This window comes from Phycisphaerales bacterium (assembly GCA_020852515.1).
Taxonomy (GTDB): domain Bacteria; phylum Planctomycetota; class Phycisphaerae; order Phycisphaerales; family UBA5793; genus UBA5793.
On the sequence record JADZAS010000015.1, the window covers coordinates 367710 to 389040 of the forward strand.

The 21331-nt window shown below is 66.7% G+C and carries 19 protein-coding genes; 11 read left to right on the plus strand and 8 right to left on the minus strand.

What is annotated here, in order from left to right:
- Window positions 1-202 precede the first annotated feature (202 nt).
- Genes IT430_11405 through IT430_11415 form a run of 3 tightly spaced genes read right to left on the minus strand, consistent with a single transcriptional unit; the run spans window position 203 to window position 5675 of the window.
- A complete protein-coding gene (locus tag IT430_11405; GenBank protein MCC6908541.1) occupies window positions 203-2500 on the minus strand; it encodes a hypothetical protein in 2298 nt (765 codons plus the stop codon).
- Window positions 2497-4728 carry a BatA domain-containing protein gene (locus IT430_11410; GenBank protein MCC6908542.1) on the minus strand — a complete coding sequence of 744 codons (2232 nt, stop codon included), beginning with the start codon at window positions 4726-4728 and terminating at the stop codon, window positions 2497-2499. The genes IT430_11405 and IT430_11410 overlap by 4 nt, the downstream gene beginning before the upstream one ends.
- Window positions 4725-5675, minus strand: coding sequence for a DUF58 domain-containing protein (locus IT430_11415; protein ID MCC6908543.1), 951 nt, complete (start codon window positions 5673-5675; stop codon window positions 4725-4727). Before IT430_11415 ends, IT430_11410 begins: the two co-directional genes overlap by 4 nt.
- A gap of 54 nt (window positions 5676-5729) precedes the next feature.
- Here IT430_11415 and IT430_11420 point away from each other — a divergent pair, with 54 nt between their 5' ends.
- Window positions 5730-6047 (plus strand): DUF4258 domain-containing protein, encoded by a 318-nt coding sequence (locus tag IT430_11420; protein MCC6908544.1) that lies wholly within the window; start codon window positions 5730-5732, stop codon window positions 6045-6047.
- Window positions 6048-6050: 3 nt separating this feature from the next.
- Complete coding sequence (locus tag IT430_11425) at window positions 6051-6284, plus strand: hypothetical protein (protein MCC6908545.1); 234 nt, start codon at window positions 6051-6053, stop codon at window positions 6282-6284.
- A 37-nt stretch (window positions 6285-6321) separates the two neighbouring features.
- Here IT430_11425 and IT430_11430 read toward each other — a convergent pair whose 3' ends face one another.
- Entirely contained in the window at window positions 6322-7410 is a 1089-nt protein-coding gene (locus tag IT430_11430; GenBank protein ID MCC6908546.1) for an AAA family ATPase, read from the minus strand.
- A 319-nt stretch (window positions 7411-7729) separates the two neighbouring features.
- On the opposite strand from IT430_11430, the gene IT430_11435 reads away from it, so the two are divergent.
- Window positions 7730-8380: a hypothetical protein gene (locus IT430_11435; GenBank protein MCC6908547.1), complete on the plus strand. Its 651-nt coding sequence runs from the start codon at window positions 7730-7732 to the stop codon at window positions 8378-8380.
- 76 nt (window positions 8381-8456) lie between these two features.
- On the plus strand, window positions 8457-9071 hold the full coding sequence (locus tag IT430_11440) for a methyltransferase domain-containing protein (GenBank protein MCC6908548.1): 615 nt from the start codon (window positions 8457-8459) through the stop codon (window positions 9069-9071).
- A gap of 24 nt (window positions 9072-9095) precedes the next feature.
- Here IT430_11440 and IT430_11445 read toward each other — a convergent pair whose 3' ends face one another.
- A complete protein-coding gene (locus IT430_11445) occupies window positions 9096-9560 on the minus strand; it encodes a rhodanese-like domain-containing protein (protein MCC6908549.1) in 465 nt (154 codons plus the stop codon).
- 192 nt (window positions 9561-9752) lie between these two features.
- On the opposite strand from IT430_11445, the gene IT430_11450 reads away from it, so the two are divergent.
- Entirely contained in the window at window positions 9753-10619 is an 867-nt protein-coding gene (locus IT430_11450) for a hypothetical protein (protein MCC6908550.1), read from the plus strand.
- A gap of 11 nt (window positions 10620-10630) precedes the next feature.
- The gene (locus IT430_11455; GenBank protein MCC6908551.1) at window positions 10631-11296 is read left to right on the plus strand and encodes a redoxin domain-containing protein; all 666 of its coding nucleotides are present in this window, start codon (window positions 10631-10633) and stop codon (window positions 11294-11296) included.
- Between the two features lie 86 nt (window positions 11297-11382).
- Here the strand turns inward: IT430_11455 and IT430_11460 are convergent, their stop codons facing one another.
- On the minus strand, window positions 11383-12654 hold the full coding sequence (locus tag IT430_11460) for a hypothetical protein (protein ID MCC6908552.1): 1272 nt from the start codon (window positions 12652-12654) through the stop codon (window positions 11383-11385).
- 265 nt (window positions 12655-12919) lie between these two features.
- On the opposite strand from IT430_11460, the gene IT430_11465 reads away from it, so the two are divergent.
- The 3 genes from IT430_11465 (at window position 12920) to IT430_11475 (ending at window position 17919) form a co-directional block, all read left to right on the plus strand.
- A complete protein-coding gene (locus IT430_11465) occupies window positions 12920-13732 on the plus strand; it encodes a hypothetical protein (GenBank protein MCC6908553.1) in 813 nt (270 codons plus the stop codon).
- A 463-nt stretch (window positions 13733-14195) separates the two neighbouring features.
- On the plus strand, window positions 14196-15368 hold the full coding sequence (locus tag IT430_11470; GenBank protein MCC6908554.1) for a Gfo/Idh/MocA family oxidoreductase: 1173 nt from the start codon (window positions 14196-14198) through the stop codon (window positions 15366-15368).
- Window positions 15369-15468: 100 nt separating this feature from the next.
- Complete coding sequence (locus IT430_11475) at window positions 15469-17919, plus strand: DUF4159 domain-containing protein (protein ID MCC6908555.1); 2451 nt, start codon at window positions 15469-15471, stop codon at window positions 17917-17919.
- A 210-nt stretch (window positions 17920-18129) separates the two neighbouring features.
- Here IT430_11475 and IT430_11480 read toward each other — a convergent pair whose 3' ends face one another.
- Together IT430_11480 and IT430_11485 are read right to left on the minus strand one after the other, a co-directional pair.
- The gene (locus IT430_11480) at window positions 18130-18960 is read right to left on the minus strand and encodes a tryptophan synthase subunit alpha (GenBank protein ID MCC6908556.1); all 831 of its coding nucleotides are present in this window, start codon (window positions 18958-18960) and stop codon (window positions 18130-18132) included.
- Window positions 18957-19253 (minus strand): hypothetical protein, encoded by a 297-nt coding sequence (locus IT430_11485; protein ID MCC6908557.1) that lies wholly within the window; start codon window positions 19251-19253, stop codon window positions 18957-18959. Before IT430_11485 ends, IT430_11480 begins: the two co-directional genes overlap by 4 nt.
- A 71-nt stretch (window positions 19254-19324) precedes the next feature.
- Between IT430_11485 and IT430_11490 the strand changes: the two genes are divergently transcribed.
- Together IT430_11490 and IT430_11495 are read left to right on the plus strand one after the other, a co-directional pair.
- Entirely contained in the window at window positions 19325-20383 is a 1059-nt protein-coding gene (locus IT430_11490; protein ID MCC6908558.1) for a phosphatase PAP2 family protein, read from the plus strand.
- Window positions 20384-20442: 59 nt separating this feature from the next.
- Window positions 20443-21318: a hypothetical protein gene (locus IT430_11495; GenBank protein MCC6908559.1), complete on the plus strand. Its 876-nt coding sequence runs from the start codon at window positions 20443-20445 to the stop codon at window positions 21316-21318.
- Window positions 21319-21331: the final 13 nt, after the last annotated feature.

The window sequence follows — 21331 nt, forward strand, 5'->3', positions numbered from 1 at the left end:
CAATGGTACGGCTCGGAGGGCGGCCCCGTTCCGTTCCCACTCCTATAACATCGGCCCAAGGCGGCGTTGCGTTGGCAAATGTGCTGCTTCCCCGCAAGGAACTTCCCTACCGGACGCTCTGGCCCGCACGATCCGCCCGCTTTCGAGCCCGCTGCGGCCCGGCGCCTGGTCGCATCATGACATTGGGCCGGCGCTGCCGGGTTCAATTCAAGCGGATCAGTTTGCGACCGATCCACTCGAAGGTCAGCAGCACGATCACGAGGATCAGGCACAGGGGCGTATCCCAGAGCGGCTCGATGAGGTCCATCGGAGTGATGATCGAGCGGTCCGGCAGGTTGCTCAGGGCCGTGAGGTTCTGCGGGTCGAGCACCTGGCCGCCGGTTTCTTCGGCGAGGCGGGCGAGCAGGTCGTGGTCCGCGGCGGGGTCGCGCATCTCGTCATCGGGCCGCGTCACTTCGAACTGCTGGCCCAAGTCGAAGGGCGCCAGCGCCGGATCGACCATGCGAACTTCGAGAGTGCCGGCGCGATCGGGCACGTACGCCGCCTCGTAGCGCGTTGAACTCTCGTCCACGGCGGTGAGTGAAAGCGAGATGACCGAGCCGTCGGCGGTATCGACGAGTTCGATGGGAATCTCGGAGACGGCGCGCTGAGCCAGTTGGGCGTCGAGCAGGCACAACTGCACGACCACCGGCTGGCCGACTTCGGCGCGGCGCGGGTTGATCGTGAGCACTGCCGGCTGACCCGAGAGCGTGAGCCGGTCGCGGCCGAGCATGCGGATTAACTGGTTCCAGAACTGCTCGGGCAGCGTATCGCCCAGCCCGTAGCGCCAGCGCCAGGTTTCATCCGTCGCCACGAACGCCGTCTGCCCGGCGCCGAATCGCATGAACGTAACCAGCGGCAGCGATTGATCCCCATCGAGCGGCTCGCTCGTCTCGGCCAGGACTTCGACGGCGGGCTTGAGCGAACTCTGATCGAGCCGCAGCGCCCATTGCAGATCCGCCCAGGGTTGAAGCGGATCGTTGAGAATGTCCCACGCGTTCTGCTCGCCAAGCATGAGTTGCAGCACGCTCAGGCGATGGGCGAGATCGGTGGGCGTCATCCGCACCGGCCGCTCGATGAGCGGCAGATTAAGGTTGCCGCGGATCGGCAGCAGCGCGGCGAGCGGACTGTCGGCGTAGGCCGAAGGATTGGCGCGCGGGCCGGCGATGAACAGCAGCCCCGCGCCGCGCTCGGCCACCTGGCCGCGAATCATCTCCTGCTGCGGAATCGAGAAGAAATCCGCGTGGACGTCGCCCAGCACAATTACGTCATACGGTTCCCACTCCTCGGGCGAATTGGGCAGCCGCGTAATCGGCGTGTTGCCCTCCTGCGCAAAGCCGCGATCGGCTGACAACAGCATCACGCTCGAATCGATCGTCTGCTCGCGGACGATCATGTCCTTGATCCAGCGGTATTCCCAGCGCGGCCGGGCCTCGACGTAGAGCACCTTGAGCGGGCGATCGACGAGTTCGATGTCGAATTCGCGCTGGTTGTTGTCGATGATGAGATCGATGTCTTCGCTGTCGATCTCGACGCGCCAGGTCGAAGTGCCGGGCAGGCGCGGCCGGGCCAGCAGCGTGAGCCGATCGCGCCCGTCGCCGGGCTCGAGTTGCTCTCGATCGAACACCTCGCCGGTGAGGGCGTCGACGAGTTTCACTTCCGCGCTGCCCGAGGCGTCCATCGAGCCCACGCGGTCGATGGCGATCTCCACGGGCACGATGTCGTGCGCGAAGGCGCGGCTGGGCGCCTCGACGCGCCCCACCGCCAGATCGCCCACCGGCTCACCCGAGCCCAGCGGCACGACCAGAAGCGGCACCGCGGCCGCTTCGAGCTGGCGCAGGATCGCGCGCGTCGGCGGCTGGGGTGTGCGGCCATCCGTGAACAGCACGACTGAATTGACCGGTCGGGCCGAGAGACGCCGCAGCGCCTGATCGAGCGACGCTGCCAGCAGCGTGCGCCGACCGTCGGCGCTGCTCAACTGCGGCTGGCCGGCGCCCTCATCCATCGGCAAGTCGTAGGCGCCTTCGTCAAAGCCCAGCCAGAGCGTTTCGTGTTCGACCGCGACGCTCTCGAACACCGGCTGCGCTTCGGCCAGTGCGCGGCGGAGCTGTTCGTCACGGCTCGTGCGGCCGGGCAGATCAGGAATCGTCATCGACGTCGATCGATCCAGTAGGTACACCACCCAGTCGCGCTCAACCAGGTCGCGCGGCACCACGATCGCCGGTCCGGCAATGAGCGCGACCAGCAGCAGCAGCAGCCCGAAGCGCGACACGGCGAGAAGGCCGCGGCCGCGGCGGTTGCCGATGAGTCCGCTGTAACTCCACACCGCCAGCAGGCCGAGCACAATGATCGCCAAGGCCCAGCCCCAGCCGGGCAGCGGCCGCTGCCAGCCGAAGTGCATCGTCTCCGCGTCGGCGGGCAGGCGGTCGAGGTTGAGCAGCCAGTTCCACAGCGCGCTCATGCGGGCCGCCCTTCCGCCGCAAGGGTCGAACTGAGCGAGTACCGATCGGTCTCCAGACCGCCGACTTCGAGGTCGCGGCGCAGGCCATGGCTGAACCAGCGCGCCAGCAGCGTTTCAAGCAGGGCCAGCGCCAGCGCCGCGACCAGCAGCGCCAGGCTGATCTCGCCCCAGGTCGTTTCGCCGGCCAGCGCAGCGCCGCTGTCGAGCGCATCGAGCCACTGCCACGAGCCGGCGGCGCTGAGCCAGTCGCTGACCTGCACGGCGCCGAGCGCTTCGGTGCGGCCGGCGTCGGGCTCGACGTTGACTCCCAGCAGGCCCAACGAGACATCACGATCGTCGAGCGCCTCGTACACACCGGCTTCGCGAATCGGCCGATCGAGCGTGGCGCCGCCGTCGCGTGTGAGCACGGTGTAGCGAGACGAGTTCGGCCCCACGAGCGTCGCCGCCCCCGCAGGCAGCGCGCCCGCCACGACCTGTCCAGGCGTGAGTTCGCGCTGCTCGCGGCTGCGGCCCACGCCCTGGCGCACGACTTCGTGCGCCAGCGCGACCATGAACGGCTTGGCGGGCAGGCTGGTCCAGTCGAGGTGCACGGCGCTGGCGAGATAGACGATCAATCCGCTGCGCCGATCGCCGCCGGCCGTGGTCCACATCATCCACGGGGCGCCGTCGGCGAGTTTGAGTACGACGGAGTCTTCTTCGAGGCCTTCCTCGACGGGCAGAATGCGGGTGACGCGCACTGGTTCAGTGAGTGACTGCAACTCGCCGCCGAGCAGGCTGAGCAGTTCGCCCGGCGGCTGCTCATCGGCGAGCGCCACGCCCGATTCATCCTGCCCGATTTCGATTGCTTCGCGCGCCCAGCGCCAGTTGATGCCCAGCGCGTCGGCGGCGCGGTCAGGCCACGTGGCGACCTCGTCCTGCTCGGCCGGCTCAAGCCAGAGCAGCCCGCCGCCATCGACGAACTCGCGCAGTACGCCCCAGCCCTCTTCGGTAACGAGATCCGGTCGCGTGAGCACCGCCGCCTGCAGCCGCCGCATCGCGGCGCGGTCGATCGAAGCCGGATCGATGTCGATGACGCTGATGGCCGAACCCTGCCCCGGATCGAGCGCGCGGCGGAACCACGCGCCGCTGGGAAAGGACGCGAGATCGCCTGGTCTGCCAAATTCCCGCCGGTCGAGCACACCCACGCGCAACACATCGCGCACGTCGAGCACGCTGTAGCGCGCGTTGTCGGCGCTGAGTGCGTCGCGGTCAATCGCCGCCGTGACGACCACTTCACCCGGTTCGACGCCGCGCACGTCTAGGCGCATGTCCACCGCCGCCTCGCTCTGCCCGCGCGCCCAGTGCACCGTGATGGGCTCGGGACTGGGCAGCGGCTCGGCGCTGAGCCGCACCGTGCTCACGGCTTCGCCCGTTACGTCTCCCACGCGGCGCAGATGTATGGTGAATTGCCCGCTCAGATCGGTCGCCCCGGCCAGCGCCACGCGCCGTTTCGAGTCGATCGATTCGACCTGCACGTTGAGCGGCGCCTGCGCCGACGGCTCGGAAGCGATCAGCCTGATGCTGCGATCATCATCGATGAACCGGGCCGAAAGCGGTCGCGTCAGATCCGCCGAACCGGCGAGAAATTCGCTGATCAGATACACGAACACAGGGCTCGGATCGTCCTGCCGCAGCGAGATCGACTCGCGCACGCGCGACAAAGCAGCGTCGATGTCTGTGGACGTGTGCGACGCCCTGAGATCATCCAGGTTGGCCAGCACCGCCGCGTGATCGACTGCCGGCGGATCGATGATTGCATCAATGGGCTGCGCTGCAGCAACGAGCGCCACGCGATCCGACGCCTTGAGCGAACCGACGATCTGGCTGGCCTGCTGCACGTGCCGCTGCAGCGCGGTGCGGCCGTCGGCGCCGGTGGCCGTCGAAGCCACGCCGTTGTCGATGACGAGATACACCACGCGACTGCCCGGACCCAGCGGCAACGTCGAGTTGCTCAGCAGCGGCCGGGCCAGCGCCATTCCAAGCAAAGCCAGCACGAGACAGCGGATCGCCAGCAGCAGCCACTGCTCGAGGCGCATGCGATGGCGGCTGCGCCGATACGCCTCGAGCAGGAAGCGCATCGCACCCCACTCGATCGGCCGGCGCCGCTGGCGGAACAGCAGGTGAATGATGATGGGAATCGCCACGGCGGCGAGACCCGCGATCGCCAGTCCCATGTGCACGAAGTTCATCCGCGCCCCCTGCGGCCCTGGGCCATGCGCCGGGCGAGAAAGTGGCTCAGCACCGGTCCGAGCGAGTCGTGCGTGTCGATCCGCTGGTAATCGAAGTGGAAGCCGCGCGCGAGTTTTTCGAGCGCGCGGCAGTGTTCGCTCAGCACTTCGAGATACGCCTGCCGCAGCGAGCGCGGGTCAAGATTCAGTTTGCCTTCGAGTTCCAAGCCTTCAAAGGGCGCGGGTGTGCGGAAGTCGAACCGCATCTCCTGCCGGTCGAGCACCTGCAGCAGGACGAGGTCGTGGCCGCGGTGGCGCACGCGGGCCATGGCGCTGCGGATCTGGTCGAGATCATCGAAAAAGTCACTGATGATGACGAACAGCACGCGGTTGGTCACCTTGCCCAAGGCCTGGTCCACGCACCGGCCGATGCTCGTCGCCTCCTTCACCGGGTGGGTGTTGAGCGCCGCGACGATCTGCCGCCAGTGCCCCCGGGCGCTGCTGCGATTGACCAGCGAGCGCACGCCGTCGGCGAAGACGACCATGCCCACGCGGTCCTGCTGCTGCAGCGCCAGGAACGACATCGCGGCGCCCAGGGCGGTGGCGTGGTCGAACTTGCGCCAGGTGCGCTTCGTGCCGTCGTCGCCAGTGACCTCGAGCGTGCCGAAGCGCATCGAACCGGATGAATCGACGAGCAGCACGACGTCGAGATTGGTCTCCTGCTCGTACTGCTTGAGATACAGCTTGTCGCTGCGGCCGAAGACCTTCCAGTCGAGGTGGCGAATGTCGTCGCCCTGCACGTACTGCCGATGCTGGGCAAACTCGACGGAGAAGCCGTAGTACGGGCTCTCGTGCATGCCCGAGCGAATGCCCTCGATGATCATCCGCGCGCGCAATTCGAACGCGCCAAGCCGCGCCAGTGTCGCAGGCGAGAGGTAGTCGTCAGTCTGGAGAGGTGTGTCGGGCATGGTGTTTCAACTGCGAGCGTGCAAAGCATTGCCTGCCGTTGGTGGCAAAGTAAGATGGGTCTGATCTTTGAAGTCGGGATCGTGGCGATGGGTTCGTTCTTTCAGAGAATCAAGCAGGCTGTTTCGGCAGACCGCTACGTCATCGGGGTCCATGCCGCCCAGAGACTGCGGGAACGAAGAGTTCCGCAATGGCAAGCGGTCGCGGGCCTGGCCGACGGAGTCCTGATTGCTGAACGCCCGCGATCGAAGCCTAACGCCTCGGTCGAGGTGGAACAATCGCTGCCGGACGGAACAGCCGTCAAGGCCGTCTGGTCGTGGCTCCCCTATGATCAAGCGGCGAAACTGGTAACGGTCCACTTCCTGGACAGGTGAGCGGTGAAACTCGAAGGCCAGCACGTCAAGCAGACTTTGTGGTTCGAAAGCGGCGATTCCGTCGTCCGCATTATCGTCGATGCGGTTATCCCGAGGGATGATCCATCCGAACCGTGCTTTGAGCCCGAGACCGTCCGGTTCCTCAGCGAGGTGCAGCAGCGCGCCAACGCCGGTGACATCGAGTGGCTCAAGACCGTTGGCGACGTCTACGTGCTTGCGCATTCCCGATCCGCCTGAATGCCGCCGCCCTTTGCCCGCTGATATCACGCCGACCTCACTTCAACACCGCATCCATCTTGCGGCTTGTCGCCGCGTCCGTGCCCTCCACCGGGATCGTCTCGAGCAGGCTGGTCACGACGTCGTCGGTCGTCACGCCGTCCGCCTCGGCGTTGAAGTTGGTGATGATGCGGTGCCGCAGGACCGGGTGGGCCACCGACTGGATGTGCTCGGGCATGACGTGCGTCGCGCCCGCGAGGATCGCCTTGGCCTTGGCCGCGAGCACGATGTACTGGCTCGCCCGCGGCCCGGCGCCCCACGACAGGTAGTCCGTCACGATCTTGGGCTTCACCGCCTCGGGGTCGCGCACGCGCGTCGCCCGCACGAGGTTGAGCGCGTAACGCAGCACGTTGTCCGCCACAGGCACCTGCCGGACCAGGTCCTGCACCGTCGCCACGTCCTCGCCGCTGAGCACGGCGGTGATCGACGCCGCGTGCGTCGCGGTCGTGCGCCGGATGACCTCGAGTTCCTGCTCGGGCTTGGGATACCCGATGCGGATCATGAACATGAACCGGTCGAGCTGCGCCTCTGGCAGCGGGTAGGTGCCTTCCTGCTCGATGGGGTTCTGCGTGGCGAGCACGAAGAAGGGCTTGGGCAGCGGGTGCGCGTGGCCGCCCACCGTCACCTGCCCCTCCTGCATCGCTTCGAGCAGCGCCGCCTGCGTCTTGGGCGGCGTGCGGTTGATCTCGTCGGCGAGGATCACGTTGGCGAACACCGGGCCGCGCACGAAGCGCAGGCTCCGCTGCCCCGTCGCCTTGTCTTCGTCAATGACCTCCGTGCCCGTGATGTCGGTGGGCATGAGGTCCGGCGTGAACTGCACGCGACTGAAGCGCAGGTTCAGCGTCCGCGCAATCGTCGAGATGAGCAGCGTCTTGGCCAGTCCCGGCACGCCCTCGAGAATCGCGTGCCCGTGGCAGAAAAGCGTGATGAGCATCTGCTCGATCACCTCGTCCTGCCCGACGATCACCTTGGCGATCTCGCTGCGCAACTGCTCGTACGCTTCGCGCGTTTTGCGGATCGCCTGCTCCGGGTCGGTCGAAATCGTCGAAATGGCTCGCGGGGTGATCGGCTGGCTCGGGTCGGTCATTCGTTCATCCATCCTCGTGTACGATACGGTCGGGCTTGAGCGCGCCGGCGGCTGGGGCATCGAACCGAGCGAGCCGCCGACGCTTCGTTAGGAAGAAGATCGGCGTTCTCTCTGGCTCGCTTCGAGTATAGTCGCCGGCCCCCGGACCTGTTGCAGCCAAGGCTCGTTGTTGCAGCGCAAAGTCGACATTCCGCTCGATTTGGCGGTGATGTCCGCTGCCGGCGCGCCCGCGGGAATCTCCGCACTCGCTTTCCCTGATCTGCGCCGGTTTTGATCACCTGCCGCAAGTCCACCGGGCGATCTGGCCGACCAGATTCGCATGAACGCACCCACGCCCGCCAGACCAGTTGCGCTGCTGCTCAGCCTGGCCCTCGCCCCCGCTGCGCCGGCTCAGATTATCGGCAGCGCGCACGACTTCACCTCGGCCGGATGGGCCCAGTCGCAGTCCTGCCTGCCGTGCCACACCTCGCACAACGCTGCGGCGATCGAGATCAACGGCTACAGCGCCGGGCGCCTCTGGAACCACGCCCTGCCCGCCCAGAACCAGGTCTACACGACCTACGAAGGCGATCTCACGCGCGATGAGGCGCTCGACTCCTACAGCCTGCTGTGCATGGGCTGCCACGACGGCACCGTCGCGCTCGACGCGTTCGGCGACGGCGTCGGCACCCAGTTCATTTCGGGAGATGCGCTGGTCGGCACCGACCTCACCGCGCAGCATCCCGTCGGCGCCAGCGCCGTCTGGCCCAACCCTGAGCCGAGCTACCTCAACCCGCGCAGCACCTGGGAGAACCAGTCCTTCGGCGGCGACCGCATGGGCCGCCTGCGCCTCATGGTCGTGCAGGGCGCCGAGCAATCCGTCGTCAGTTGCGCCACCTGCCACGAGCCGCACAACCGCGGCGGGAACGACTACCTCCTGCGCATCGATAACACCAACAGCCAGATGTGCCTCACCTGCCACAGCAAGTAACGGCGATCCTGAGTGCGTCAGCACGTTGGGCTCTGGAGATCGTGAAGGAGGCGCGGCGGTGCGATACGATCGCCGCATGACACCCGACGCCGAGCAGAATCCGCACTGGAATGAGTATTACGCGGCCACCGAAACCCGCCCGCCGCGCGACACCGTGCTCAGGGCCCTGGAGCACACGCCCCGCGACGGCCGCGGCTTCGATCTCGGCTGCGGCGTCGGCCACGACACCATCGCCATGCTCCGACATGGCCTGCGCGTCACCGCGGTCGATCAGTCCGAAGAAGCCATCGCCCGCACACGCCGCCAGGCGCAGGATCTCGGGCTCGATGCGCGGCTCACCACGGTCGTCGAGCCGTTTGAGCGCATCGAACTGACGCCGGCCGATCTCATCAACGCGGCGTACTCGCTGCCGTTCTGCGCGCTCGATGCGTTCGAGTCGCTGTGGGCGCGCATCATCGATACGCTGCGGCCGGGCGGCATTTTCGCGGGCCAGTTGTTCGGTGTGAATGACCAGTGGGCCACCGAGCCGGGGCACCACGCCAACATCTTCCTCTCACGCGCGCAAGTGGATGAACTCACCGCCGGCCTCGAGCGCCTGCACTTCAACGAGTTCGAAGGCGACGGCACCACCGCCACCGGCAAGCCGCGCTACTGGCACCTCTACCACATGGTGTTGCGCAAGGCGCCGTAACCCGAGCCGCCGGGCAGGCACCGCTCAGTTTCCATCCTCGCGCGGCGCATCCAGCGGCGGCTCGGTCGGTTTGCCGAGGTCGATCCACTCGCGCAGGCCGCCGCGATAGGTCTGCACATCCTTGTAGCCCAGCGCCATGAGCTTCTTGCTCATGGCCAGCGCGATCGGGTCTTCCCAGTCCAGCGCGTAGACGATGATCCCCTTGACATCCTTGAGCCGCTCGTCATCGCGCACGGCGTCGGCCAGCGGGATGTTGATCGCCCCCGGGATGTGGGCCAGTTCGTAGCGCGGGGCGATGCGGGCATCGACGATGATGACTCGCTTCTTCGAACTCTCCATGGCCTCCGCGAGGGCCGGAGTCTCGATGTAGACCAGGTCGCTGTCGTTGACCTTGGGCTGGTTGCTGCAGCAGGCGGCCGCCAGGCACAGGCCCGCTGCAGCCGCAGCCAGCACAAACCTCCACGCGGCGCGGGTGGGGGGTGAAATCATCGGGAATGGCCATCCTTTCGCACGTGTCTTGTTCTGTGTACGCCGGCCGAATGGCCGCACGGGGACATCCTTACTCTAAGCGCCTGCGCGGCCCGGCATCGGCTGCGTCGGCATTCGGCCCAGCGCTGGGACGCGCCGGCGGGCACTACCATTCCACGGCTGCGCCCGAATCGGAGTGGAAAGGAACAGCACATGGCACCTTTGCGCGCTGCGGCGCTCTCTATTCTCGTCCCCGCTGCGGGTCTTCTCGGCGCCTCGCCAGCCCTGTCAGCTCGCCTGGGCCCCTCCCAGCCTGAGCCCGACAAGGTCACGGTGGATCTGTACGCCGACGTGGCGGCCATCGGCGCCAATGCGACGTTTCACCTTGCCGTGCAGTACGACATCGCCAAGGACTGGCACATCTACTGGGTCAACCCCGGCGACACCGGCTTTGCCACCAGCCTGGAAGTCAAGGCCCCGGAGAACTTCATCGTCGGCCCCGTGCAGTATCCCGGCCCGCACCGCTTTGAACAGGCCGGCGATCTGGTCAGTTTCGGCTACGAAGAGCAGGCCACGCTCATCGTCGAGATCAAGGCGCCCCAGACGCTGCGGCCCGATGGAGAGTTCACTTTCGAGATCCGCTCGGACTGGCTCGTGTGCAAGGAAGCCTGCATGGCCGGCAGCGCTGAGAAGTCCATCACGCTCAAGTCAAAGGTGTTCATCGAAGAGCCCGAGCCCGCGGTACAGGAGCGATTCAAAGAGGCCCTGGCTCGGCTTCCCCAGCCGCTTAAGGATCTCACGATCGGCAGGGTCCGCTGGCAGGGGAGCAAATCGCGGCCGCGCTTCGAGGCGACCTTTCCAAAGGACGTTGAGTTCGAGGTGTTTCCGCTCATCGTCGAGGGAGCCGAAGCGCACGAGCCGGAGATCACGCCGCTTGAAGACGGCTCAAGCCGCCTGACGATAACGTTCGATGTGGATGAGAGCCGCGCCTGGCCCGCCGGACCGCGTCCGCTGGCGGTGCTGCGCGTGCAGAGCGGCAATGAGGAGAATTACTACGAACTCGTGCCCAGGTTTGACTGACTGATCGCCGCATGACCCACGCTTCGTTCCATCCCGTCTTTCGATTCAGCCGCCTCGCACTCGCCATGGCGCTGCTGGCGCTTCTATGCGCCGGAGCCGCCGCGCAGCGGTCCAAGCCGGTGGCGGTCGGCGAGGTCGTACCCGATTTCAAACTCACCGGTATCGACGGCAAAGAGCGGCAACTGAGCGACTGCAAGGGCCAGATCGTCATCCTCGAGTGGTTCAACCCCCAGTGCCCTTACGTCATCGACCAGTACACCAAGCGCACGCTCAAGAGCTTCGGCAACGACATGCAGCAGGCCGGCGTGGTGTACCTCGCCATCAACTCCGGTGCGCCCGGCCAGCCCGGCTCCGGAAAGCAGGCCAACGAAGAGGCCCGCGAACGCTTCGGCATCCGCTTCCCGATCCTGCTCGATGAAGACGGCCAGGTCGGCCGCATGCTCGACGCCCGCTTCACGCCGCAGATGTTCATCATTGATGGCAAGGGCGTGCTGCGCTACGCCGGCGCGCTCGACAACGCGCCGCTGGGCAAGGTGAACGAAACCTACCCGCCGGGCAAAGGCAAGCAGCGCGGCGAATACGTCAACTACGTCCAGCAGGCCTACGACGAACTCAAGGCCGGCGAAGACGTGAGCACGCCCAAGACCAAGCCGTATGGCACGCGCGTGAAATACTGAGCGGCAGCGGAATCATGCCACTCCGTGAGGGAGCGGCGTTGCCGTTGCTGGTATTTGACGCTCACCGTATGCCACCATCGACGACCTCATTCCTGCGAAGGTTGCGCGTCGAAATCAAACCACATGAGGTGGTGCGTGTTCCAGACGGGGTACTCGACGGCCATGCGATAGCCGACGAACTGCTCGGAGTTCCAGCCGCCGAGTTCGAAGAGGTATTCAGCGAGCGGCGCGAGACGCGGGTAGGGCGAGCCATGCAGGCGGCTGGTGCCGAGGCCCAGGTACTCGATGGGCGGCGAGCCGGGCAGTCTGTCATACCAGCGGTCGCGGGGCAGTACGACTTTCGGCTTGCCGGCCGGGTCGAACTCGACGACGCCCACCGGGTTCTTGGCGAACACCCCGGATGATGCGACTGCGGATGCGGCGAGCGAGCGATGAAGGAAGACCACCATGATGAGCCGGCGCGAAGGACCGTCCGACAGCAGATGGCAGAATTGCGCTCGCGGCTCGTCGGCGGCCGGATGCGGGTTGCCCTGGTACATGGCGCCGAGAACGACGTCGAACGGGCCGCGCTGCGCATCGGCGGGTTCGACGAGGATGGGAGCGCGCCCCTCCTGCCTTCGAACAACGATGCGCGGCGCAGGATCGGAGCAGAACTCGCCGATCAGCCCGACGTTGCGCCGACTCTGCCCATCGGGGCGACTCAGCGACGCCAGCGGACTCTCGCCGCGACCCAGCAGCGACCCGGTGTCGGATGAGGTGACGGGGCAGATCGGCATGGCGCCGGGGTTGCGCCGAATGTCGATCAGCCCCAGCGCGGTGGTGCAGTCGAAGGCGCCTTTGAAGCGGGTGGACGGGCCGTAGATAAAGGTGGCGAGTTCAACGCCGTATTCGCGCTCGGTGATGCCGCGCGCGCCTTCGAACGCCAGGATGCGCGCGTCTGACGGCTCCGTCGGCGCTGAAGTGGCGGAAGGTGTGGCAATGCCAGCAGAGCCGTTCCCGGCTCCGTCGAACGCGCCGAGCATCTTCTTGCGGCCGCCGTGACGCTCGAGCAGTGAGGAGTACGCGGAGACGGCGGCCTCGGCGGATTCGATCCGCTCGGGATCAATGCCCTTGCGGCGGGCGGCCGCCAGAAAGCCGGCCAGGCCGCGAACCCCTGGCGCTTCGCGGAGCGCGGCGAGCCCGCCGCCGGCGGCGCGGGCGGTGGCGACGGTTCGATGGCAGATCGGCCGGGAAACTTCGAGCCACCGGGCCATCGACGCCACTGGACGCTGTTCGACGGGAAACTCATCGATCAGCGCCGCCAGTTCCGACTGGAGACGATCGCCGGTCCGTCCAGCAGCCTGGGCCTCGGCGGGCATGGGAGAAAGCGCAGAGCCAGGGGGCACTTGGACTCGTGAGGCTTGTATTCGATCTGTGGAAGTTCGCAAATGCCGCTCCGTGGCGTGGCCCGTTTGGAGACCGGTGTTCTCTGATGTTCTCTACATTATTCATTCATACTCGGAATTTGTCCAGAAAAATCCACAAAATTCGGGAACATGTGCTGGAATGTTCCCAATAGTGCTGTACAGTTCCTGCAACAGCGGGCGATGAAACACCACAAGTGTCCTTTCTGGAGGCCTCACCATGACGAAGCGATCCTTGGCCGTAGCGTTGGCGGCGATTCTGACCATTCCAGCCGTGGCGTCCGCCGACCACATCCCCGGCCACCACAACTACGACCCGACCTGGCCGGTGCCGATTCCGGGCCGCGAGTTCTTCAATGGCGGCGTCCTCTTCGTCGATGCGATCGGACCGCTCGGCGGCTACGAGATCACCAACGCCACTTTCGACATCACCTACGTCTCGGACGGCGCGACGCCCGCGAGCGACATCGTCATCGTCGCCGCAATCCAGACGCAAAGCGGTTACCTTGAAACCGAGGTGACGGGCGCCGACCTTGGTTTCGGCTCGGGGCCAGGCACCTTCAAGGGAACGTTCGCGACCCACGCGCTCGATGGCGTTGTGGAGCGCGGTTTCCTTGGACCCTACAGCCTGATGCATCTGACGATCGATTCGCTCCAGGGCGGCATTCAGGGCGAGGGCTACTTTGTGCAGTCCGCCATCGTGCTGGATGTAACCGGCACCATCCCGAGCATTCAGGTCACCGGCGACTGCCCGGGATCAATGACGTTTACCGTGTCAGGCGCGCAGCCGAACCAGCGCATCGCGCTGCTCGCGGCTCGCGGCGAGGGGTCTCTCGAGATTCCTCGGGGCGCGTGCGCCGGGCAGACGCTTGGGCTGGACTCGTCGGCGCGCATCGCGGCAGTCACTTCAGCGGACGGCGGCGGCACAGCCATCTTTACTGCCAACGTTGCCTCCGGCGCCTGCGGCCGATACTGGGTCCAGGCCATTGATTCGGTCAGTTGCCTGGTCACCGAGGTCCGGCCGATTCAGTAACTCTTGCTCCCCACTGCGACTCCGTTTCGCGCGAGCCCGGCTGCACCTTCGTGCAGCCGGGCATTCGATCGCGCGGCTCGTAGCGGGCGCTGCGCTTCGCCATTCGACGAGGCCGAAGGCCAGGACGAGGCCGAAGGTCGAGACGAGCCGCGCCTGTCAGGGGCTCTTGCTCATAGGTGCGCCAGCACCGTCATGCCTGCGCAGGCAGGCATCCGCGAGCGTGAAATCGGGCGCGCTCTGTGTCTGGTTGTGAGTGATGCATCGTGGATTCCCGCCTGCGCGGGAATGACGGACTTGAGCACCAGACCCGTCAGGAAGCGGTATGGGGCGCGTGCGCGCGGGAAGCACACAAAGTCGTCATGCGCACCGACCGCAGTCCTCATGTACGGCATGACCTTGCTCCCCTTCGCCCCCAGCCATTCCTGGCGAATGTTCCGCTCCCTTCACAGGTTACACTTCCCTCATGGGCTTCATCGAGCACATACCCGGCACGCAGCCGGTCGTTGCCCCGCCGCGACACCCCAAGGCGATCGGCGTGGGCGTGCTCGGCCTGCACGAGGGCCGCACAATGCTCATGGCCCTGGCGACGCGCTGCGGCTTCGTCTATCCCGTCGCCGGCTGCGACCTGAGTGCCGACAAGATCGACGCCAGCCGGCGGCAGTGGCCCGATCTCTTCTACACGAATGACTACGACGCGATGCTCGCGCGCCCCGACATCGGCATCGTCGCCATCTACACGCCTGACCGCGAGCACGCCGGGCACATCATCAAGGCCTTCGAAGCGGGCAAGGATGTCATCTGCACCAAGCCGATTGTGAATTCACTCGACGCGGCGCGGCAGGTGCTCGAAGCGGGAAGGCGCACGGGCCGCCAGCTCCTCGTCGGACAGAGCACGCGCTTCTTCGAGCCCTTCCGCCGCCAGCGGCTAGCGTTCGAGCGCGGCGAATTCGGCGCCATCGAACTCGCCGACGCCCACTACATCCACCGCATGGACTGGTATTACCGCAAGAGCCCGTGGGCGGCGACGGACACCGACTGGGTGTTTCTGGGCCTCTCGCACCCGCTCGATCTGCTGCGCTGGTATCTCGGGCCGATCAGCAGTGTGCAGGCGGTCGGCTCGCGCTCGAAGATGGGTAGCGCGTTCAATGTAAAGGGACGCGATATGTACCTGGTCCATGTTGAGGCAGTGAGTGGCGCGATCGGCCGGGCCATGGGGCACTACGGCTGCCACGAACTGCCGCGGGCCCGCAACTGCATCGAACTGATGCTCTACGGCAGCGCGGGCAGCAGCCTCGCGCAGTACCACGACATGCGCTACATCCACACCACGCCGCAAGCGGACGCGAAGGAGAGCGCCGGCGGCTTCGATCCTGGCGCGCTGGGCGAAGTAGTTGAGGATTACCTCTATGCGGGCCGGCAGTACTACTTCAATTCCGAGGTGCACGGAATGCACTACGGCGAGTTCGCCAACTACGCCGACCACTTCGGCCGGGCGCTGATCGAGGGCTCGCCGTATTCACCCGATCTTGAGGAAGGCATCGAGACGCTGTGCCTCATGGAAGCCGTGCGCCAGAGCACCGAATCGGGCCAGCCGGTGAAGTTGGCGCCAGTTCTGGAAGCGGTGAGGCTGCGATAGCGTGGCGCGAGGCGGCAAGCCGCGAAGAACCCAGTCAGAACGCTTTGTTGCCCGCCAAACCCGCCAGCAATGCAGCGCGGTACCATCTCAGTGTAGAGCCATGCCGCGCCTTGCCGCTCCATCGCTGCTGTTCGTGCTTATTGCGCTGCTCGTCGCCGGCGCCGCGTCGCCGCGCGCCACCGCCCAGCGGCCGGCTGATCCCGTCATCGTCACGCCCGAGGGCCTTACCGACGTCGAGATCGGCTGGGCCATCGACGCCATCCGCGACGGCCTGTACGCCCGGCAGAACCGCTCGGGCACGTGGGAGTTCGAATCCGGCGACCCGTCGCTGCTGCACCTCGTCACCCACCTCACGGGCCAGACGACCATCGCGGTGTACGCCCTGCTCGCGTCGGGGCAGAGTTACCAGGAGCCGCGCCTCCAGCCGGCGATCGACTTCCTCCGGGCCCAGAAGCCCGACTACACCTACGTCCGCTCGCTGCGGGCTCACATCTGGGCCCTGCTGCCCGAGAAGTTCGGCCCGCTGCTGGAAGACGATCGCAACTGGCTCCTGCGCGCCTACGGCTTTGACAGCGGCTCATGGGCGTACACCGAGATCCCCATGGAGTCGGGCTACGACAACTCGCTCACGCAATACGGCTTGCTGGGCCTGTGGGAAGCCGCCAAGCGCAACCACGAGATTCCCGATCGCATCTGGAAGCGCATCGAGGATCATTACCTGCGCACGCAACTCGTGGATGGCGGGTGGAACTATCGCCCGCAGTTCGCCGAGGCGCGCGGCTCGATGACCGCGGCGGGGCTGACGTGCCTGTTCGTCACGCAGGACTTCCTCCACGCCGACGAATTCATCAAGCCCGGCCTGCGCGACACCGACCAGCAGAAGGCGATCGAGCGCGGGCTCGACTGGTTCGACCAGAACTTCGCCGTGCAACGCCACCCCGGCCTCGTGTTCGAAGCCGACCAGACATACCTGTTCTATTACCTCTACGGCATGGAGCGCGTGGGCCTGGCCAGCGGGTACAAGCGCTTCGGCCGGCACGACTGGTTCCGCGCCGCCGCCGCCGAAGTCATCAACCGCCTGTGCGATCCGATCATCGATCCGGAAACGGGCCGGCTGGCCGGCCTGACGGCCAAGGCGAACATCGGCTCGACGGGCATGGTCGAAACGCCGGTCGTGCAGATGTCGTTCGGCCTCATGTTTCTCGCGCATGGCCGCGTGCCGATCATCGTAAGCAAACTGCGCGATCCGTCCCTGGCGTGGAACAATCGGCCGCGCGACGCGGCGCACCTGGCGGCGTGGATCGGCCGCGAAACCGAGCAGCGCCTCAGCTGGCAGATCCTCAACATGGATGCGCCCCTGGAAGAGTGGTTCGACGGGCCGATGGTCTATCTCGCCAGCCACGAAGCGTTTGACTATCTCAGCGAATACAACGATGAACTGCAGCGGCGCGGCCGGGGCGATGCGCCGCGCTTCACCAAGCTCGAGCGGCTCAAGCGATACATCGACCTGGGCGGGCTGGTGCTCACCAACGCCGACGCGGGCAACCAGCGCTTCACCGACGCCGTGCAGACGCTGGGGCGCAAGATGTACCCGCAGTACGAGTGGCGCGAGCTGCCCGTCGATCACTTCGTCTACACGCTCTCGGCGCCGGTCGAGCGGCCCGGCGGGCTCATCGGGTTGAGCAGCGGCGTGCGGGAGCTGATGATCCACTGCCCGAAGTCAGACTTCGGCGCAGCGCTGCAGGTTAATGACGTCAACAAGCGCCGCGACGACTTCAGCACGCTCAGCAACGTCTATTACTATGCCTCCGAGCGCGGCCTCACGGCGCCGCGGCTCAATCGCAAGCTGCTCCTCGACGAAAAGCAGGTGACGGACGGCGTGCAGCCGCTGGGCGCTCCGCTGTTCACGAAAGCGACGATCGCCCGGGCCGTGTACGGCGGCAACTGGAACCCTGAGCCCGCCGCCGATGAATTGCTCGCGCTGCGCCTGCGCACCAGCCGCAGCATCGACCTGAGCACCATCGACGTGCCGCTTGAGAGTGTGGATGATTCACCCGCCAGTGCGGCGGCGCTGCTCATCGTGCGCGGCACGTCGGCGCATGCCTTTACCCAAGCCGAGGGCAAGGCGCTCAAGGCCTATATCGACGGCGGCGGAACGGTTTTGTTTGAAGATGTCGGCGGCGTCTCCGCCTTTGGCCGCAGCGCGGAGGAGTTCGTCGAGTCGCTCGCGCCCGGCTCGCGCTTCCGTCGGCCCACGCGCCACGCGGTGATTACCGGCGCGACGCTCGAGCGCGGCGTGGACTGCACCAACGTCTCGTATCGCCTCTACTCGCTCGAGCGCTTCGGCGGTCGCGAGCCGCGGCCGCGTCTCCGCGCGCTGCACGAGCGCAATGACAGTGAAGAGCTGCGCGTCTTCGTCAGCCGCGAAGACCTGAGCAACGCCCTGCTCGGCCAACCCTGCTGGGGCGTGAGCGGCTACACGACCGCCGACGCGGCGAACCTCATGGGCAACCTCATCAATTACGGCCTGCAGCGGCGCGCGGGGAAGTAACCGCACGCAGACGACCGGCAAACGCGCGTGACGAGGCCGAAGGCCGAGACGCGCGCCGCGCCTGTCTGAGAGACCCTGAGCTCGTCGAAGGGGGAGGAACCGGCGTTCGCCAAACACCAGCCTTCGCCGGACGCTTTTCGTCATGCCTGCGCAGAGCCCGCCCCTGCGCAGGCAGGGGCAGGCTCTGCGCAGGAATGACGGGCTATGTCATCAACCGCCCGTGGATACCCGCCCCGGCTGTGCGAGCCCGGCTGCGAGTTGGCGCACGAATTCCTCGACCACGGCGATCCGCTGCTGCACCGGCGCCTCGCGCACATCGGCGAGCCGCTTGACGATCGCGCTGCCGACGATGGCCGCGTCGGCGTGCCGTGTCACCGCGCGCACCGCATCCGCTGAACCGATGCCAAAGCCGCACGCGATGGGCAGGTCCGTGACCGCCCGCAGCGCCACGACGCGCGATTCAATCTCCGGCGCATCGGAGCGCACGCCGGTGATCCCCGTTCTCGCGATCAGATAGACAAAGCCCGTGCAGGCCCGCGCGATCGCCTCAGCACGCTCGGCCGGCGTGGTCGGCGCAATGAGCAGCGAGCACGTCAGCCCGGCAGACTTCGCCAGCGCCCGCGCCTCATCCGATTCCTCCAGGGGCAGATCGGGAAAAACGAAGCCGTCGAAGCCCGCTGATGCGCATTCCTTAATAAACGCCTCTGTTCCGCGCCGCTGCACGATCGACCAGCTCACCATCGCCACCAGGCCCATCTTGGTGTGCGGCCGCGCAGCGCGGATCGTCTCGAACACGTGCGACAGGCGAAGGCCTCGCTGCAGCGCTTCGTGCATGCTCGCCGCGATCACGGGGCCATCGGCAATCGGATCCGAAAACGGCAGTCCGATCTCGCAAATGCTCGCACCGGCGCGTTCGAGCGCGGGTATGAGCGAGGCCGTAGTTTCCAGATCGGGAAAGCCGGCGGTGATGAACGGCATCAGGGCCGCCCGCCCGGCGCTCCGGTGCCCGGCGAAGATGGATTCGACGCGATTGCTGCTCACGACTTGGTGCCCTGCGGCCCGCCACCCACGGTGTACTTGCTCAGCGCTTCGGCCAGGTCGATGTCATTGATGTTCGCCAACGTACACAGCCAGGCAAGCACATCCGCGAACTCCTCCTCGAGGTTGGCGCGATCCTCTCTACCGCGGTGCTTTTCTCCGAGGGCGTGCGCCAGTTCGCCGACTTCCTCGCTGAACCAGAGGAACGTCGCCGCGCTGCCGCGCGCGCTGTCCGTGGCGTAGTAGCGCTGCCGGATGAGATCCTGAAACGCGCGGATGGTCAGATCATCAGCCATGCGCGATGAGTGTAGGTCGAGGCTGCCCGCGGGAATGCCCGGCACAGCCCGCCTACCGTCGCGCCAGCCGGATGAAACCCGACGCCAGCCCATCGTTGCGCCTCAACCCTCTGGCAGCGCCACTGCTGGCCACGGTTGTTCTTTCGCTCCTGCTGCTGACCGACGCCGCGCTGGTCCGCTGGCACGCCTCGATCAACTGGCCGTGGCGACTGAGCGACCTGGAGCATCTCGGCAGCGCGTGGTGCAATCGCGTCGTGCCCTACGCGGCCCTGCTCGTCGGCCTGGCGTTCAATCGACGCGCGATGCGGCAACTCATCTTCGCCTTGCCGCTGCAGGCGATCATCGCGCATCTGCTCAAGTGGATCATCGGGCGCGTGCGGCCCACACACGGCGACTCATCGCTGCTCTTCTCGCCCTTCTCGCTCGTGCATGGTGCGATCCCATCCGGCCACGCCACGCTCGTCTGGACGGTGGCGTTTGTCTTCGCCTGTCAGAAGTCGCGCTCGACGGCTCTGTGGATCGTGGTGGCGCTGTTCGTCTGCTGGGCCCGGCTGCAGACGTACGCCCACTTTCCCAGCGACCTCTTCGCCGGCGCGATGATCGGCTGGATGGTCGCGCTGCTCACCGGCCAGGCGCTGGCGAAGTGGATCGAGACCGGCGAATTCGCGAGCCTGCGCGCCAGGCCCAGCATGCACTGGCGGGAACTGATCCTGTGGTGGATGGCGCTGGCGGCGCCGATCGGCGTGGCCGTCGCGCTGGGCGAGCGCCCGGTCTCCAGCGAGCCGGCCGCGGCGCGCGACCACGTCGCCGCGTTCTATCGCGATTACCTTGGCCGCGAGCCGGACGAGCCAGGACTCGCCGCGTACACGCGCCAGCGCCTCGATGGTCTCCCACTGCTGTCCATCGCGCGCGACTTCCTCGACAGCGACGAGTTTCGCAAGCGCCTGCGCGACCTCGAGCCGCCGCAGCGCGTCGCCCTGCTCTATGAACTGCTGCTGCACCGCGAACCGTCGCCGCAGGAGATCGCGCGCGATGCCCCGCTCGTCGAGGACCTCTCGCGCCAGCGCAGCCGCCTGCCCCTGCTCATCATGCGCCTGACGTGGAACTACGCGGCGCCCCGCGAGCCGTGAGGCGAAGCGCCCGCCGAGCCGTCTAAACTAACCTCCACTCGCGTCGGCGGCATGTCTTCATGTGGACTCACGTATTCATCTTCCTCGGCGGCATGCTCGTGTGCGCCATCCTCGCGGCGCCGCTGCTGCTCATCATGCGCCGCGAGCAGGACCGCCGCGCCCGCATCGCCAAGCGCCGCATGGATGACGCCGAGCGCCTGGCCGAATTGGGCACGATGACCGGCGGCCTGGCGCACGAGATCAAGAACCCGCTCTCGACGCTCAGCCTCAACGCCCAGCTGCTGGCCGAAGATGTCGCCGAACTGAACGTGGCTGATGACGCCCGCCAGCGCATCATCCGCCGCACCGAATCGCTCCGCCGCGAGGCTGATCGGCTCAAGGGCATTCTCACCGACTTTCTCCAGTTCGCCGGCCGGATCCGCCTCGACCCCGAGCCGCACGATCTCAACGTGCTCGTCGATGAACTCATCGATTTCTTCCTGCCTCAGGCGCTGGCGGCGGGGGTGCAGTTGCGCACGACGCTGGCCCGCCAGCCCGCCGTGGCGCGCGTGGATTCGGCGCTGTTCAAGCAGGCGCTGCTCAACCTGCTCATCAACGCCGTGCAGGCGCTGGAAACCCTGCCGGCCAAGGACACGCGCAGCCGCGAACTGATGATCCGCGTCGAAGCCTCCGCATCCGCCAGGCCGCGCGACGGGCAGGCGGCGATGCACTGCATCCACGTGACCGACACCGGCCCGGGCATCGCGCCTGAGCATCTCAAGAGCATCTTCCAGCCGTACTTCTCGACCAAGAAGGGCGGCACGGGCCTGGGCCTGGCCACCACGCGGCGCATCATCGAAGAGCATCGAGGGTCGATCGAGGTTCACGCCGAAGCCGGTCGCGGCTCGGACTTTGTCATCCATCTGCCCGCCGCATCCTCAGACGAACCTGCGTGACGCCGAATCGACG